The sequence below is a fragment of the Staphylococcus debuckii genome (assembly GCF_003718735.1).
In the GTDB taxonomy this organism is placed as follows: Bacteria; Bacillota; Bacilli; order Staphylococcales; family Staphylococcaceae; genus Staphylococcus; species Staphylococcus debuckii.
On sequence record NZ_CP033460.1, the window covers coordinates 2,429,634 to 2,445,713 of the forward strand.

The window sequence follows — 16,080 nt, forward strand, 5'->3', positions numbered from 1 at the left end:
ATTTCATTTCCAAAAAATCGCTTTAAAAATTATTTTGGATTACTCTTCAGTCTAGCGAATCTCTCGCTTTCCACCCCCTTTTTAAAAAGTAAAATATTTTTGCATCTTGCGCCGAGTCGTTTTTTTCTATACAATATAAATCGTAATTATTACGATTAACGAAATGTGCATAGATAAATAGGAGGATTTTTTTATGGCTAAAATACCTGTAACGGTACTGAGTGGTTACCTCGGCTCAGGAAAAACAACATTATTAAACCATATTTTACAAAATAGAGAAGGATTACGCATTGCTGTCATTGTCAATGATATGAGTGAAGTCAATATTGATAAAGATTTAGTCGTTGAAGGTGGGGGGCTTTCACGTACTGATGAGAAATTAGTTGAATTATCAAATGGTTGTATCTGCTGTACTTTACGCGAAGACTTATTACAAGAAGTAGAACGTATTGTGAAACGCGGCGGTATTGATCAAATCGTGATTGAATCTACTGGTATTTCTGAACCTGTACCAGTTGCCCAAACTTTCTCATATATTGATAACGAATTAGGCATCGACCTTACTAGCATTTGCCGTCTGGATACGATGGTGACAGTAGTTGACGCGAACCGCTTCATCAATGACATCAAATCTGAAGACTTACTTGTCGACCGCGACCAAGGTGCGAGTGATGAAGATGAACGCACTATCGCTGATTTGTTGATTGACCAAGTGGAATTTTGCGATGTGCTTGTATTGAATAAAACAGACTTAGTCACTGAAGAACAATTAGATCGTTTAGAAGGCATCTTGCGTAAATTGCAACCTACTGCCCGCTTCATCCGCACAGTCAACTCTGAAGTAAAATTGAGCGATGTCTTAAACACAAGCTTATTTGATTTTGAAAAAGCCAGCAATTCTGCAGGTTGGTTACAAGAACTAACAAATGGCGGTCATGCTGAACATACACCTGAAACTGAAGAGTACGGTATTTCTTCCTTTGTATATGAACGTCGTTTACCATTCCATGCTGAACGCTTCCATGAATGGTTAGAAAACATGCCGAATACAGTCGTACGTGCTAAAGGTATTGTTTGGTTAGCGCAATATAATCACGTAGCATGCTTGATGTCTCAAGCAGGTTCTTCAGTCTCTATCCACCCGGTTACTTTCTGGGTTGCAGCAATGTCTGAACCTAAACAACGTGCGATTTTGCATGAACGCGAAGATGTGCGTGAAAATTGGGATCCTGAATTTGGCGACCGTCATACTCAATTTGTCATTATCGGCACAGATTTGGATCAAGAAAAAATCACTAAAGAATTAGACGCTTGCTTACTTACTACTGAAGAATTTGATTCAGACTGGTCACAATTGCCTGAACCATACGGTTGGCAAATTACGCAAGCTTAATCAGATAAAAGAACGAAGAGAAATGCCGAAATGGTATTTCTCTTTTTTAATACCTATTAAAAACCTCTTAAAGCGGCACTCGTTATGCGAGTAACCCTTTAAGAGGTCAATTCAATTAAATGCAGTTGGTTCATCTGTGGCTCCCTCACGATTCGTGTTACCGATTCATCTTCTCACGAATCAATAATTCTTTTTACCACAATCCATCATTTTATAATCGTCTTCTAGCATTTATTACTTATTCGTCTGCTTTTTTCACATGTACTTTGGTACCGCGATTATCTGCAATATGTTCAGCACGTTTCACCGCTTCTTCTTTATTATCATAATCGTCCGCAGCACGTTTGGCACCATATGTGCGTACTTTCCATTTACCATCTTCTTTATAGACTTCGACGTCATTTTCATTTAGTTCAGGATTTGCATCTTTATCTTTCTGATGTTTGGTAACATCTTTATGCTTTAATTCATCCAGTTCTTTTTTTGTCGCGTCTTTATACCAATTCTCAGCTTGTTCTGTGGCAATCGGAATCGCGCGTCCTTCTTCATAACCATCTTCCAACATTGCGTTGGCAATATCAATCGCTTTCTTACGTTCTAATTCATCCATGTTCTTCCAAGTATTCGGATAATCATCTAAAGTCCAAGGCATAAGCGTCCTCCTCATCATTTTAATGTTAGTTCACTATACCACGGTTTAATGCATCTCAATCAAACCGGTTCGGCAAGGTATTTTCTTTATTTTTGCAAACGCGTATATTGCTGAACATTCAGCAAGGCAGAACGGATATGCACATATTGCGGCATGGAAGGTAAGCCAGTACCGAATGTCATAGGTATACCTTTTTCAAAATGTAAAGCCATTTCTTCGAACGCAATCAAGTATTGACCCATTTCGGCATCATCAACCGTATGAGGATGACCATTATGCTGCGCACGTGACAGCATGAAACTGATTTCTTCGAGCGCAAACATAACGGGATAATACTGGCTGACTTGCTGTGTATCGGTAAATAATTCACCATGCGCGTTGTTATACATACCGTACATGTTGCTTAATTTAATATTCAGTTTCATTTCATCAAAGCGTGGTGCTTGATGTTCAAGGTAAGCATTTTTGGAAAAAAGATAATAAAAGAATGAACTTTCATAACGTACCACTTCAGAGATGGCAATCGGCAAGGTTTGCGAGGCATTTTTACGTCCTAAAATCAACAAGCCGATAACTGCAATAACAACACCCATCACGAAATCCAACATTCTTGGCAAGGCGATGAGAATCGATAGTTTGCCCGAAGCCAATCCATTCAAGGTGATGACTTGTGTCGTAATGAAAATCATTGCTAAAGCATAATTAGCACCTACTAACGCTTCTGTAAACATGGCACTGACAGACAAGATAAAGATACTGACGAGCATCGGCGGATGGAATGCCAGAATAATACTTAAAGCAATGACCCCGGCAAAAGTACCGATTGTCCGCGCCACGGCCCGTTCCATACTATGGATAGTATTCGTGCCAATCAATATCGTATGCGTCGTCAACGGCACCCAATACGCTTTATCGAAATCAAACATCAACGCAATAAAAATAGCCACACCCATAATCACACAATAACGCATGGTGTTCATAAAGACTAAAGAATCTAAAGTAAGATTATAGATCAGCTGCTTTCCATATAAAGGCTTACGTAAATGCGCCTCATATTGCACTTGTCCTTCTGGGCTGTGTAAAATCTCATCGGTACGATAGATTTGTTTTTCCAATCGTTGGAAATCTGGCGAGAGTTCTACCTTTTCTTTCCATTGTACTTGATTCTCAGATGCATTATTATGCAGCACACTTTGCGCCACATATTCCATCATTTCAAATAGGATGTCTGGTAATGCTTGAACTTGTTTCGTTTTCAATTCTAGTATTTCAGCGAAAATCCCTTCTGCATTGTTATGCAGCAAATATAGGCGATGCAGAGTATTCGATTGCTTTTTACCTGCGCCGGACGAAGTAATCAATTGTTTATCAGTTGATTTAAATTGGTCGACCAACTGTTTCGTGGTCGTTTTATATTGCGCTTCATTTGTATAATCATGAAATAATTGGATTAATAGTTGGTACTCTTTTTCTACTGCGCTGACTTCCCCGCTTTTCTTTTGAAACTTCAACATTATCCAAAGTACTAGCATCGTCAACATTCCGCCGGCAAAGACCATTGTACCGCGCATTAAAGCTTCTGCAGGTGCGACGGGCATGTTGATCGGCAAGGCAAAGGTTACAATGAAGAAGGTTGAGGAAGCACCCGGGATTTCTAAGGCACTGAAGATGTAGTAAGCGACTACAGTGACAAACAGCAGTAAGAGGCCGAAGAGAAGCGGAATCGGTACAGTAATGGTGCCGAGTACGATACAAAGTGTGAATCCTACCGCACACCACCATACAATCCGTAATTTCGACTTATTAGAACCGCCGAACACATAAATGTTCGTCAAAGTACCTGTCGCCATCAACAGGCCCCATTGGAACTGTCCGGCAAAATACCCGACTAATAAAGGAATCAGCATTAATAAACATTGCCTGAATCCTTTCTTAAAATTGACATTCTGCCGAGTGAATTGAAACAGTGAACTTATGTAATGTGTCATGAGACAGATTCCTTTCTTTGTTTTTCTTAGTTATCTACTCATTCCCATTGTATCATCTCTTTCAAACCAGAATGCGAGACATAAAAGAGCAACCCTCTAAGCAGAAGGTTGCTCTTATAATAGTACGTATTATTCAGCTAGACGAATTTCTTCATCAATATTTTCGTAGTCAATGTCAGCGTTTAAAAATTCCTCGTCATGAACTGGGAAATTTTGTTCGAAAGTTTCTACATCATTAATTTCCACTGTACCACGTTCTAATTCAAAGTCTAAGACATGACCGCCGACTGTGCGTTCTTGGTCTACAAAATGCAAGTGGAATCCTGCTGTACCGACGCCATGGAATAATTCTGGTGTAAAGAAGCCGACGATAGTACCATTTACTGTTTCGAACGTCAACTCTGGCTGTCTATTAACCGATTCCATCAAACGTTGATAAGGCGGTTCTTGTTTCGGCATCATACGCACATGCACTTTTTTAAAGCTGCCATGAATCTTGACGGCAGAAAATAAATTTTGACTTTTCATTCTGACTAAGATGGTATCTAGCAAGTTTTCCGAACTGATGGTGTTATGGATGTCGAATTTTTTATTAGGTTTGAAATCTGTCACCGTTGAAAAAGGTGTCATTTCATCACCATTTAACTTTTTGAACTCGCCGTATTCATTAGCATGAAATGCTTCGTTATCCAAAATAATAACTTCACCGTCGCATCCGTCTAACGTACCGATTCCCAAATCGCCATGTTTCAGCATTTCTTCAATCGACGCTGTTCCCTTAAGCATTCCGGCCATTAAAGTTCCTAAAGTTCCATGTTGGTAAATCATAACACTCAATCTCCTTATCGTTCCTTAATTTTGCATCTGTTTATGAATACCTATATTATAGCACTTTCCAATTGATATAGAAGTGCGCAGAGCGATTTATTCGTAGCTGATCTCATCACTATCTTCAAACATCTGGATTGTCGGCTCATTAATGCAGAGTTGTGTAACTTCTTGCCAATATACTTTGAAATGATCCGCTTCAATATGCGCATTCAACGCCTGTCTATCTTTCCACTGTTCAATAATTACAAAGGAATTAGGAATACTGGCATTTTCATAATGTTCATAACTGACATTTCCTTCTTCAGCTTGTGAGGCAACCACTAATTGGCCGATTAAACTTGAATAACGGTCATAATTTGCATCGTTGACATTCGTTTTTGCAATTACAGTAATCATGTTGTTCTCCCTTTCTTTATTCCAAATTTTTCTTATCTTTACTTTTCCCGAAAAATAATACTTTGAACCACGCAAAAAGAAGCACCTATCTTGAAACACCGCATTTCCTCGGTGAATCAACCATAGATACTTCTTATATTATCTTACTTAATATTTATCCTTTTCAGCTACTAAAGCTGTATCAGGTTTTACAAAGAACCACATTACAATTGCGATGACTACGAGTATTAATAAAGATTGTAATGTCCAAGTCCAACCGATTAAATCAGCAAAGAATCCAGCAAGTAATGGACTCAGCATCGCACCGACATTCCCCCATAAGTTCATCCAGCCTGATACAGTACCAGAGAAGTTACGGCCGATATCTGCTGCAGCTGCCCAACTCATACCTGTTGTAATACCCATACCGCTTAAGCAGACTGCTAACCACGCGATATTGACTTCTAATACTTCACTGCGGATAGCAAACAGTAAACCGATACTGAAGATAATCATACCGATAATAGCGATAGAACCACGTGCTACAAAACGTGATTTTCCAGCTTGCAATAATCTATCTGATAAAGCACCGAATCCTAAGATACATAGCAACATTGCTAACCAAGGAATCCCTGCTAATGTACCTAGAGAAGTATATTTCACATGATATTGTTCCATCACATATGTCGGCAACCAGATTAAGAATAAACCGACAATAAACTGTACTACAAAGTATTGTGCAGCAATCGCATAGAAACTGAAGTGTTTAAAGAAGGCACTCCAAGGTGCGCTTTGTTTCTCTCCAGCATCTTGAACATCACGGTTTTCCATGATGAAACGTTTCTCAGCTTCATTGACCATCTTGTGGTGTTCAGGCAAGTCTTTCGCGATTATCGCCCATAATAATACGATTAAAAATCCAACCGCACCGAAGATATAAAATACGGCTTGCCAATTGAACATTGTGACAATTAAAACTGTTACACCTGGTGCAATAACTGGACCGAAGTAAGAACCAGCAAGCAAGAAGCTAGAGGCACGGCCTTTTTCACCACGAGAGAACCAGTTTGAGTTGAATACTGCATTGGCAGGGTACATCGGAGCTTCCCCGATACCAAATAAGAAACGTACTAAATATAATAAACCATGATGTTTAACAACCCCTGTTAAAATCGTAAATGAACTCCACCAAATCAATGCAATCGACAACATCTTCTTTGGACCGAATTTTTCAGCCATAATCCCTGAAGGCACTTGCATTAATGCATAACCTGCTGAGAAGAATGTAGCTAATAATCCAAATTGCGCCTTTGTCATATGTAAATCTTCCATCATTGGTCCAGCAATTAAGGAGATGTTCGATCTATCCATATAAGCGATAACTCCGATAATAAAGAAGGCAATCGCAAAATACCATCGAACGTTACTCTTTCTTTCAGTCATATATATCCCAACTTTCCTGAATAAAGATACATTAGGTCATCATATGACCTAAGTTATTTTAGTAAATATTACCACGATTTGAAATCGTTTACAATAACTTTTTTACAAAAGTATGAACTTATAGTTGTACAATATATTATTTTCTTTAAAATTGACATGCCTTATGCTATCTGCATTAAGGTAAAAACTAAGTCGACTTGATTAGTCGGTTTTTATTAATTTGTAAATCTTTTTGGTAAAAAAGGTAAATTTCTCAATCTTAATATTTTACAAAAAAGAAACTTCTCTATTGTTTTCTTAAATGAATAAATATTAATTTGTGAGTGAATGAAAAAGTGAGATTACCGTATTTCCTACTCCATCTCAAGATGTATTTTCACTATTTCAGCCTCAAATTATGTGTAACTTTCCGCATTCTTTAGTACAATGATTATCGATGTATGTATTCTTGAATCATCATAAAATTACATAAATTAACTATATATAAAACTTCAAAAGGAGTCACATTATTAAAAATGGAACAAATTCTAACGGATTTTATTAGCCGCTGGGGATATTTGGCAATTTTCATCCTCATTCTCTCAGAAAATATTTTACCTTTTGTCCCTTCAGAGGTTGTGTTGACTTTCGCTGGCGTCTTATCAGCTAAATCTCACATTTCTATTTGGATGCTATTAATCGTTGCTACCGTTGCTTCATTTATCGGTCTGCTAGTCTTGTATTATATCTGTCGCTTAGTCAACGAAGAGAAACTTTATCGTTTCGTAGACAAATACGGTAAATGGATGAAATTAAAAGGTAAAGATGTTAAACGTGCCAATGATTGGTTCAGAAAATATGGAGCTGCTGCAGTATTTTTATGTCGCTTTGTTCCCGTGTTACGTGTCTTAATTACTATTCCAGCAGGCGTCAGTCGTATGAATGTTGTGACTTTCGCGACGCTTTCATTATTAGGGACGACTATTTGGAACTTTGGTTTGATTTATTTAGGTAAAGCACTGAGTGACAACTGGCATCAAATTCTCAATGCAATGCACACTTATTCCACAATTATGTTGGTTATCCTAGCCATTTTATTTATTATCTTTGTTATCCGTTTCATTTCAAAACGTCGCAAAAATTCAAATGCAAACTAATTAAAAAACGTATGGACATGCTTGAATTACAAACTGCATGTTCATACGTTTTGCTTTTTAAGAAAGATTTCTGTATTCAATAGGAGTCTTGCCTTTTAAATTTATTTTACTCTTATACGTATGAAATAACGCTTTTTACGTATTTTTTGAAATCGTTTACTTTTTAGTGCGACTTATTTTCAACAATTCCATCACTACCATTGAAAAATTTTAAAAAAAGTACAATAATCAAATGTAAGCGCTATTAATAATAGAAGCACAGGAGGAAGAAATGAAGACCACAGATCGTGAACTTAAACATAAATACTTTGACTTGCTTGCAGAAAAATTTAATCACGAAGAGCAGTTAGCAACAGAAATTATCAGTCTAGAATCTATTTTAGAACTGCCGAAAGGAACAGAACACTTTGTCAGCGACTTGCATGGTGAATATGCTTCATTCCAACACGTATTGCGTAATGGCTCAGGCAATGTGCGTACAAAGGTGAATGACATTTTTAAAGATACTATGTCTAACCAAGAAATCAGTGATTTTACGGCTTTAATATACTACCCAGAAGATAAATTAAAATTAGTTAAAAGCAATTTTGAAACAAAAGCACCTTTAAATCATTGGTATGAAAAAACAATTGAAAAAATGATACAAATGATTCAATATTCCGCTTCAAAATATACACGTTCTAAATTACGTAAAGCATTGCCTAAAAAATTCGTTTATATTATTGAAGAACTGTTATACAAAAATAACGAACTCGACAATAAAACACCTTATTATAATACGTTAATGAATCAAATTATCGAGACACAACAAGCTGATGATTTAATTATTGGTATGTCTTATACAATTCAAAGATTAGTGGTAGACCACTTGCATGTCGTCGGTGATATTTACGACCGTGGCCCTGAACCAGAAAAAATCGTTGAAACATTGATTGATTATCACTCAGTAGATATTCAATGGGGCAACCATGATGCGATTTGGATTGGTGCGTATGCCGGCTCTAAAGTCTGCCTTGCCAACATTCTACGTATTTGCGCGCGTTACGATAATTTAAATATTGTCGAAGATGCGTATGGTATCAACCTACGTCCGTTACTCAGCCTTGCGGAAAAATACTATGGGGATAATCCGGCATTCCGTCCGAAATTACGTCCAGATTCTAATCTATCGGAACAAGATCAATTACAAATCACTAAAATACATCAAGCTATTGCGATGATTCAATTCAAATTGGAGATACCGATTATCAAACGTCGTCCTTCGTTCGAAATGGAAGACCGTTTAGTATTAGAACATGTGGACTATGAGAATCTGACTTATACGTTGCATGGAGAAACACACGATTTAACAGATACATGTTTTGTGACTGTAGATCCTGAAGATCCAGCTAAAATGTTGTCAGAAGAACAAGAAGTCATTGATAAATTGTTAGTATCGGTGCAAGAATCTGAGAAATTGAAACGTCATATGACCTTCTTAATGGACAAAGGTTCTCTTTATTTACCATACAATGGCAATCTGCTTATTCATGGCTGTATTCCAATTGATGAAAATGGCAAAATGGAAGGCATGGAAATTGACGGTGAATTTTATTCCGGCCGTGATTTATTAGATCAATTCGAAGATTATATGCGCAAAGCCTTCCGCCATAAAGATATTACTGACGACTTAGCAACAGATCTCGTATGGTATTTATGGACCGGCAAATATTCTTCCCTTTTCGGAAAAAGAGCAATGACAACTTTCGAACGTTACTTTATTAAAGATAAAGCGACGCACAAGGAAGAGAAGAACCCTTATTACTCATTACGTGAAGATGCTGAGATTGTAGGTCATTTACTGGAAGAGTTTGATTTGGATCCAGTAGCGGGTCATATTATTAATGGTCATACTCCAGTAAAAGAAATCGACGGAGAAAATCCAATAAAAGCTGATGGCAAAATGATTGTTATTGACGGCGGCTTCTCAAAAGTGTACCAATCTACTACAGGTATCGCAGGATACACATTGTTATATAATTCTTACGGTATGCAACTAGTTGCACACCAACATTTCAATACGAAAGAAAATGTATTACGCTACGGTGCAGACGAATTATCTACAAAACGTTTAGTGGATAAAGAGTTAACACGTAAACGTATCCGTGACACAAATACCGGACAATTAATTAAAGAAGAAATTGCGAATTTAAAAGACTTGATGTCTCATCGCTTTTTCGAATAAGATGATTAACTTGAATAGACAGAGGAGCGGGACATTATTATGTCCCAGTTCCTCTGTCTTTTTGTATGTTTTGGGGAAAGTGTCGGAGCTCGTCGCCTCAGCCTAGACAGTTTGTGGCCAAAGAGTCGGGGCTCGCCGTCTTCGCCTAGACAGTTTTCCATAAAACTGTTTCTCGTCCAAATAACTAATCTAAATTTACAAAAACAATTAAAAAGAGGAGCTAGTCCTCAGCTCCTCTTTCCAAATTGGCAGTAGCTATCTGAATAGAAAATACGCTTGTTCCAAGCTTTTTTCTATTCTAGTTAGCTTTGCCGAGGCAGAACGACGAAATAATTTGAACCCATATTATTTCTGTTCTGCTCCCTCATTTATTTCAACTCATTAAAATCTACTCGATAATTTAATTCGTAACATTCTTGATTAATTTGATAACGTTTCGGCAATTTAGGCCCGCAACTATTAGTACCTATTCCTCTATGTGCTGCATCGATATGCACAAAGCTATAAGGTTCTTTAACTAACTCATCATGATGTGCAGTTGCAGTCATTTGCTGGTCTGAATAATGTTTAACATTAAAACTGAAAGGTTCATCTGATATAAATCCAACTGCTTGATGCTTGCTATAAAGATTTATCAATGTCGCATTATTATGGCTGCCGTCTTCTTGTGGTCGGATATGCGGTCGGAAATTATCATCAACTGTTGTATCAAACCATCCTAAATAGCTGGCTAAGTTCTTATCGCTGTAACTGCTGAAAGGTCCGTTGCCATAATAACGCACCGCTTCGCATTCTTTCGGCAACGGCCACACCATTCCTATTCGCGGTAATGATGGCATACGTAAATTTCTCTCCGCCTTCATACTGACATCAATATGACCGTCCGAATAAATTTCCCAACTTAATCTGATATTCAGAATTCTCGGTACATGCACACTATAAAGTGCAAGGTCGAATATCAATGTGACTTTATCTTCTTCCTCATTAATTGTAAATCCGTATCTGCGTATGCTTGGATCTGAATAGCCCATTTCTTTCCATTTTTGTGACACATACATATCGTTATCCGTTGGAGCGCGCCAAATTGTAATTTGTGTAGGTGCAGTGAGCAACGGAATGTTATGATGACTTACAAAATTTAAAGAGCCCTTTTCAGTATCAAAGTGATATTCCCAATCTTTAATTTTTACCGCAGCGATATTATCACATATCTTCAAAGAAGTTTGTCCGGTGATCATACCTTCTTTTGGCGCTACTTCATTGACAGCTTGACGTTGATAAACCGCTTGATCATGCCCCAAGCAAGTTCCTGCTTTCAATAACCCGATATCTTGTTTCGCATAATAAAATAACTTGATATCACTTAGTGAATCAAAATGTATATCATTTTCTTTCAGCAAAGGTGCAAAATTAATAACGCTTTCCTCATGTGGTTTCAAGTCATTAATTTCTAAAGGAAGCATCTTGCTTTCACCATAAAGTGTTGTAAATTGAGCATTAATCGTAATGTAATCTGCCAAATTCAGAAAATCTAATTGATTACGTACGGTCCATTTCAGTTTTTTATACTTTTTCAGCACCAATGGTCGATGCACTTCTTGAAATTCGTAAAAACCGTCGTGTGGTATGCGGTCTGGACTGACAATTCCATCGACACAAAAGTTGCCGTCATGCAGACTTTCTCCTGAATCGCCGCCATATCTGAAGCAATACTGACCATTTTTGTATCCATCAGCTATCGCGTGATCGCACCACTCCCATACAAATGCGCCAATAAAGGCCGGGTATTTTTCCATTAATTCGTGATAAGCTTCTAAGCCGCCTGGAGAGTTACCCATTACATGTGCATATTCACATAAGATAAAAGGTTGTGTCACATTTTTATTAGTTAAGTACCGTTTTTTAATTTCAGTCGGAGAAGGATACATGCGACTGATAACATCTAATTCACTAAAGTCTTCTCCGCCTTCAGCATAAAAAGCGCTCTCATAATGAATCGGTCTCGTTGCATCTAATTGATGGGCTAACTTTGCTGCCTTCTTCATATTTTGACCATAACCCGATTCATTCCCTAGCGACCACATAATAATCGATGAATAATTTTGCAATTGCACTATCGAAGTTGTCACTCTGTCTAAAATAGGTGCTTCGTATTTAGGATTATTAGCAATAAGATTAAAATCTTTGGTATTTTCATCGCCATAAAGCATCACTACGCCATGCGTTTCTAAGTCCGCTTCACTCATCACATAGAAGCCGTATTGATCGGTCAATTCGTAAAAGCGTGGTGACTTAGGATAATGTGCTGTACGAATCGCATTAAAGTTTGCTTCTTTCATTAAAGTCAAATCTTCAATTAAGCGTTCTTCTGACACCGTATAACCTGTTATTGGGTCACTGTCATGATAATTAACGCCGCGTAATTTAACAGATTGGTTATTGATCCACAGTTGCTGATCTTTAATTTCAACTTCTCGTATACCGACTTTCTGCACGATGATTTCCTCTGCTGTTATTAGATGCAAGGTATATAAAGACGGCGTTTCTGCAGTCCAAAGTTCAGGAGCATCTATCGTAATTGTTGCCTGCTCTTCCAGGTTTTCTTTTTCCACTAGGGTGCCTTCAGGGTTGAAAAATGCGTAACTGATGGCAGGATTGCCTGTTTGTTTGCGAATATCGATGTGGATCTGGCCTGTGTGCGCTGAAGTATCGAGCGTAGTGTTGAGCTTGAAGTCTTCAATTCGGCGAGCGGGTCTTTCTGTAATGTAGACGTCGCGAAATATGCCTGAGTGGCGGAACATGTCTTGGTCTTCAAAGTAGGTCCCGTCAGAATATTTCATCACGAGGACGGCTATGGTGTTAGGTCCTTCAGTCACTAAGTCCGTGATGTCGAAACGGGAGATGGAGTGTGCGACTTGACTGTAGCCTGCGAATTGTCCGTTGACCCACACGTAATAAGCGCTGCTGACGCCTTCAAAGTTCAAGACGTATTGGTGGTCTTGCTCAGGATAAAGTGCGGCAAGTTCAAAGTTACGTTGGTAGTAGCCGCAGGGATTATCTGCCGGGACGTTCGGCGGATCGAAAGGAATCGGATATTTGATATTCACATATTGAATTTGGTCGTAACCTTTCAAGTTCCATACACCTGGTACAGACAGTTCTCCATCGCCTTTATGGTGCAGAGCTTGTTCAAAGGCTTCCACATCTTCGTAAAAATCAAAAGACCAAGTGCCGTTGAGCGGTGTAACGCAGACCTTCTCTAAGTCTTTCGGGTTAGCGTCCGCTTCGTCCGTGTTATGACAAGGAACAAAGTGATTAGTATAAGGTAAGGTATTAACATGTAATTGCTTTAAGTTATAATGCAAATCTAATTTCAAATCGGGAGTCCTCCTTGTAATTGAATATTTCCTAATAATTTTTATAGCAGCTGCATGTTATAATAGGGTTATCACAAGAGAAAGAGAGTGATGGTTGTGCAGTTGCTCTGGAAAAAATTTGTCAAAGAAAATTTTGAGTTTAATATCGATGAATGCGGTATTGAGTTGGGTACGCCGAATGTCGGCTATACCTATACAGTCACTAAGACCGCTGTATTGCACGTGATTACTCACGGCACCGGAACTTTCCGATATCAAGGACGTACGTATCATCTAGAGAAAGGTGATATTTTTTTATTAAAAGAAGGAATGGAAGTCAGTTACACGGCTGCTAAAAATAATCCTTGGACGTATTTCTGGATAGGTCTCAGCGGGAAACAAGCTTTAAATTATTTATCACGCTCGAGTATTGTAGATAACGTGGTCATGCAGCAGCAAAATATTGCTGATATTTCCCGGGTAATACAGAAGATTTGTCACACTGCAGAACGTATGCAAATTGAGAAATCGGATGATATTAAATTGAATCAGTATGTCTTCGAATTGTTGTATGACTTGCAGAAGACCTTTCCGAAAAAATTTACATACACGGAACCGGAAGTCGATCCAAAAGTTCAGATTGCCCTGCAATTTATGAATCAGAATTATAAACATGCTATCTCTGTTAATAAGATTGCTGATGCTGCGAATGTCAGTCGCAGTTATCTCTATAAAACCTTCCGCAAGTACTTTAATACTTCACCCAAAGATTACCTCCATCACCTGCGTATGTATCATGCTTCTCAACATTTAATACATACGCAGGAACCGATTTATGCGATTGCTGAAATGGTAGGTTACCATCATGACCCACTTATTTTTTCGCGTGCCTTTAAGCGTCATTTTAATATGAACACTTCTGAATATCGGAATATTTACAGTAAACTGCATGCTGATGACACAAAACCGTCCTGATTTCCAAACCCTTTACTCTTGGAAGGTTACCTTTTCTTCGGTGGGTGTTTCATGGTGAATCGGTGTACGTTGTTCACGTTTGCGTTTATATTCCAAAGTCTTCTCAATATCTTTCAAGAAGTCACCTTTCAAATTGAAAGCTTTATGATAGAGCAGACTGCAAAGTAAGATAAAAAACAGCGGAATCCCTACCATGCCGATACGGATTCCCCAAACGGTTTCAGCAGTTTGCGCTACATTCGGTGTGTAACCGATGAGCGATAGACCGACGCCGACACTCAATCCTGCAAAGGCTTGTGCGAGTTTGACTAAAAAGGTTTGCGTTGAGGTAATAACACTTTCATTACGTTGTCCGAATTTCACTTCGCTGTAATCAATTACATCGGCTAAAGCTACGGTATTGATACCGACTAAAGTCCCTGTGCCGAAGCGAATACAAGCGCCTCCGATGATGACCCAGATAGCTGCATGCGGTGCTATAAATCCGGCTGCTAGGATAATGATAAGCCCGCTGACAATTCCGAACACAGCATAATTGAAGACAGCACTGCGCCCTACTTTTTTAACTAAGTAAGGGAAAATCAATAGTGACACCATCTCAATCAGAATCATCGTATTAAATACAGAGAATAATCTTTCCACACCGGCAACATATTTGAAATAATAAAGAATAATGCCATTAATCATTTGTCCGCAGAGATTAAAGGCTAGAATTACTCCGATAATGGCCAACAATTCTTTATTTCTGAAAAGAATGCGCCATAAATCTTTAAAATGTACTTTAATGGTATTCTGGCGTTCAATTTCAGTGTCTTCATGCACACAAAATACGGTGATGCCGATCGTGATTAGAAAGGTAATGCTGCAAATCACTGCAAGTGCAAACATGCCTGCGCCTTTAAATGGATGTTGGAGTGCGTCATCGAGTCGATGGATAAAGAAAAGTCCGAAACTCCCGATAACAAATGCAGCAAAGCTGGCGAAGAATCTCGGAACGACTGCTACTTCTTCACGTTCTCTCGGGTTATTCGTAAAGTTTGGCAACCATGACCAATATGGAATATCCATGATGGTATAAGTCATGCCCCAAATGATGTACATGATTGAAATATAGATATACATCCCGTTGCCCGGCAGATTGAAATTAGTGAAGAGCAGGACAGTAATACCTGCGTTGATGAGCGTACCGATGACCAGCCAAGTTTTAAATTTGCCGAAGCGGTTGTGCGTGTTATCGACTACCATACCCATAATCGGATCATTAATAGCATCCCAAATACGCGCTGCAAAAAAGAGAATACCGACAAATGCCGGAGACAATCCGACAATGTCAGTGATATAGAACATCAGAAATAAACTGACAATATTAAAAATCGCATCTTTCCCTACTGTTCCGAACCCGAATGCATATTTCTCAAAGCGTGTTAATTTCCTTTCCAATCTTTCCACCTCTATCTATAGTTTGTTATGTCTAGATGCTGTATAATCAGTGCATCTTCGAAGTCATTTCTGTTTATGCTTTCTTAATGTAAACGTTAACACTTGCTTTTATTTTTATACATAGCATTATGTTTCCATTTACCGATGATTTGTTTCCACTTTTTAAAATGAATTTATTAGGTGATTGAGACAGCGCATGATTAATGTATCTCGTAGGTGAAATTAGCTACAATAAGATTGAAAAATAATAATTGGAGAGTGATATAA

11 protein-coding genes are annotated in these 16,080 nt (G+C 38.2%); 4 read left to right on the plus strand and 7 right to left on the minus strand.

The genetic code is table 11. From position 1 onward, the window contains the following. The first annotated feature begins 193 nt into the window (after positions 1 to 193). Complete coding sequence (locus CNQ82_RS11765; RefSeq protein ID WP_123145419.1) at positions 194 to 1,393, plus strand: GTP-binding protein; 1,200 nt, start codon at positions 194 to 196, stop codon at positions 1,391 to 1,393. A gap of 238 nt (positions 1,394 to 1,631) precedes the next feature. On the opposite strand, the gene CNQ82_RS11770 is transcribed toward CNQ82_RS11765, so the two are convergent. From CNQ82_RS11770 to CNQ82_RS11790, 5 genes are all read right to left on the minus strand, one after another. Continuing rightward, on the minus strand, positions 1,632 to 2,045 hold the full coding sequence (locus CNQ82_RS11770; protein ID WP_095103569.1) for a DUF2188 domain-containing protein: 414 nt from the start codon (positions 2,043 to 2,045) through the stop codon (positions 1,632 to 1,634). An 86-nt stretch (positions 2,046 to 2,131) separates the two neighbouring features. Continuing rightward, on the minus strand, positions 2,132 to 3,952 hold the full coding sequence (locus CNQ82_RS11775) for an FUSC family protein (protein WP_240624890.1): 1,821 nt from the start codon (positions 3,950 to 3,952) through the stop codon (positions 2,132 to 2,134). Positions 3,953 to 4,162: 210 nt separating this feature from the next. After that, positions 4,163 to 4,870, minus strand: a complete 708-nt coding sequence (budA, locus tag CNQ82_RS11780) for an acetolactate decarboxylase (RefSeq protein WP_164711971.1) — start codon at positions 4,868 to 4,870, stop codon at positions 4,163 to 4,165. Positions 4,871 to 4,957: 87 nt separating this feature from the next. Further along, positions 4,958 to 5,260, minus strand: a complete 303-nt coding sequence (locus CNQ82_RS11785; protein ID WP_123145421.1) for a putative quinol monooxygenase — start codon at positions 5,258 to 5,260, stop codon at positions 4,958 to 4,960. 147 nt (positions 5,261 to 5,407) lie between these two features. Then, complete coding sequence (locus CNQ82_RS11790) at positions 5,408 to 6,682, minus strand: pyruvate MFS transporter (protein ID WP_123145422.1); 1,275 nt, start codon at positions 6,680 to 6,682, stop codon at positions 5,408 to 5,410. Positions 6,683 to 7,197: 515 nt separating this feature from the next. On the opposite strand from CNQ82_RS11790, the gene uptA reads away from it, so the two are divergent. Both uptA and CNQ82_RS11800 read left to right on the plus strand, forming a co-directional pair. Continuing rightward, on the plus strand, positions 7,198 to 7,818 hold the full coding sequence (gene uptA / locus CNQ82_RS11795) for an undecaprenyl phosphate transporter UptA (RefSeq protein ID WP_123145423.1): 621 nt from the start codon (positions 7,198 to 7,200) through the stop codon (positions 7,816 to 7,818). Between the two features lie 271 nt (positions 7,819 to 8,089). Continuing rightward, entirely contained in the window at positions 8,090 to 10,042 is a 1,953-nt protein-coding gene (locus CNQ82_RS11800; RefSeq protein WP_123145424.1) for a fructose-1,6-bisphosphatase, read from the plus strand. A 368-nt stretch (positions 10,043 to 10,410) separates the two neighbouring features. On the opposite strand, the gene CNQ82_RS11810 is transcribed toward CNQ82_RS11800, so the two are convergent. After that, positions 10,411 to 13,419 carry a glycoside hydrolase family 2 TIM barrel-domain containing protein gene (locus CNQ82_RS11810; protein ID WP_123145426.1) on the minus strand — a complete coding sequence of 1,003 codons (3,009 nt, stop codon included), beginning with the start codon at positions 13,417 to 13,419 and terminating at the stop codon, positions 10,411 to 10,413. 90 nt (positions 13,420 to 13,509) lie between these two features. On the opposite strand from CNQ82_RS11810, the gene CNQ82_RS11815 reads away from it, so the two are divergent. Continuing rightward, positions 13,510 to 14,373 carry an AraC family transcriptional regulator gene (locus CNQ82_RS11815; RefSeq protein WP_123145427.1) on the plus strand — a complete coding sequence of 288 codons (864 nt, stop codon included), beginning with the start codon at positions 13,510 to 13,512 and terminating at the stop codon, positions 14,371 to 14,373. A 12-nt stretch (positions 14,374 to 14,385) separates the two neighbouring features. Here CNQ82_RS11815 and melB read toward each other — a convergent pair whose 3' ends face one another. Continuing rightward, the gene (melB, locus tag CNQ82_RS11820) at positions 14,386 to 15,813 is read right to left on the minus strand and encodes a melibiose:sodium transporter MelB (protein ID WP_123145428.1); all 1,428 of its coding nucleotides are present in this window, start codon (positions 15,811 to 15,813) and stop codon (positions 14,386 to 14,388) included. Positions 15,814 to 16,080: the final 267 nt, after the last annotated feature.

What these genes read in the sequence shown, in the direction of transcription:
- CNQ82_RS11765 (WP_123145419.1), top strand. Translation starts at nt 194, where the DNA reads ATGGCTAAAATACCTGTAACGGTACTGAGTGGTTACCTCGGCTCAGGA.
- CNQ82_RS11770 (WP_095103569.1), bottom strand. Translation starts at nt 2,045, where the DNA reads ATGCCTTGGACTTTAGATGATTATCCGAATACTTGGAAGAACATGGAT.
- CNQ82_RS11775 (WP_240624890.1), bottom strand. Translation starts at nt 3,952, where the DNA reads ATGCTGATTCCTTTATTAGTCGGGTATTTTGCCGGACAGTTCCAATGG.
- CNQ82_RS11785 (WP_123145421.1), bottom strand. Translation starts at nt 5,260, where the DNA reads ATGATTACTGTAATTGCAAAAACGAATGTCAACGATGCAAATTATGAC.
- CNQ82_RS11790 (WP_123145422.1), bottom strand. Translation starts at nt 6,682, where the DNA reads ATGACTGAAAGAAAGAGTAACGTTCGATGGTATTTTGCGATTGCCTTC.
- uptA (WP_123145423.1), top strand. Translation starts at nt 7,198, where the DNA reads ATGGAACAAATTCTAACGGATTTTATTAGCCGCTGGGGATATTTGGCA.
- CNQ82_RS11800 (WP_123145424.1), top strand. Translation starts at nt 8,090, where the DNA reads ATGAAGACCACAGATCGTGAACTTAAACATAAATACTTTGACTTGCTT.
- CNQ82_RS11815 (WP_123145427.1), top strand. Translation starts at nt 13,510, where the DNA reads ATGGTTGTGCAGTTGCTCTGGAAAAAATTTGTCAAAGAAAATTTTGAG.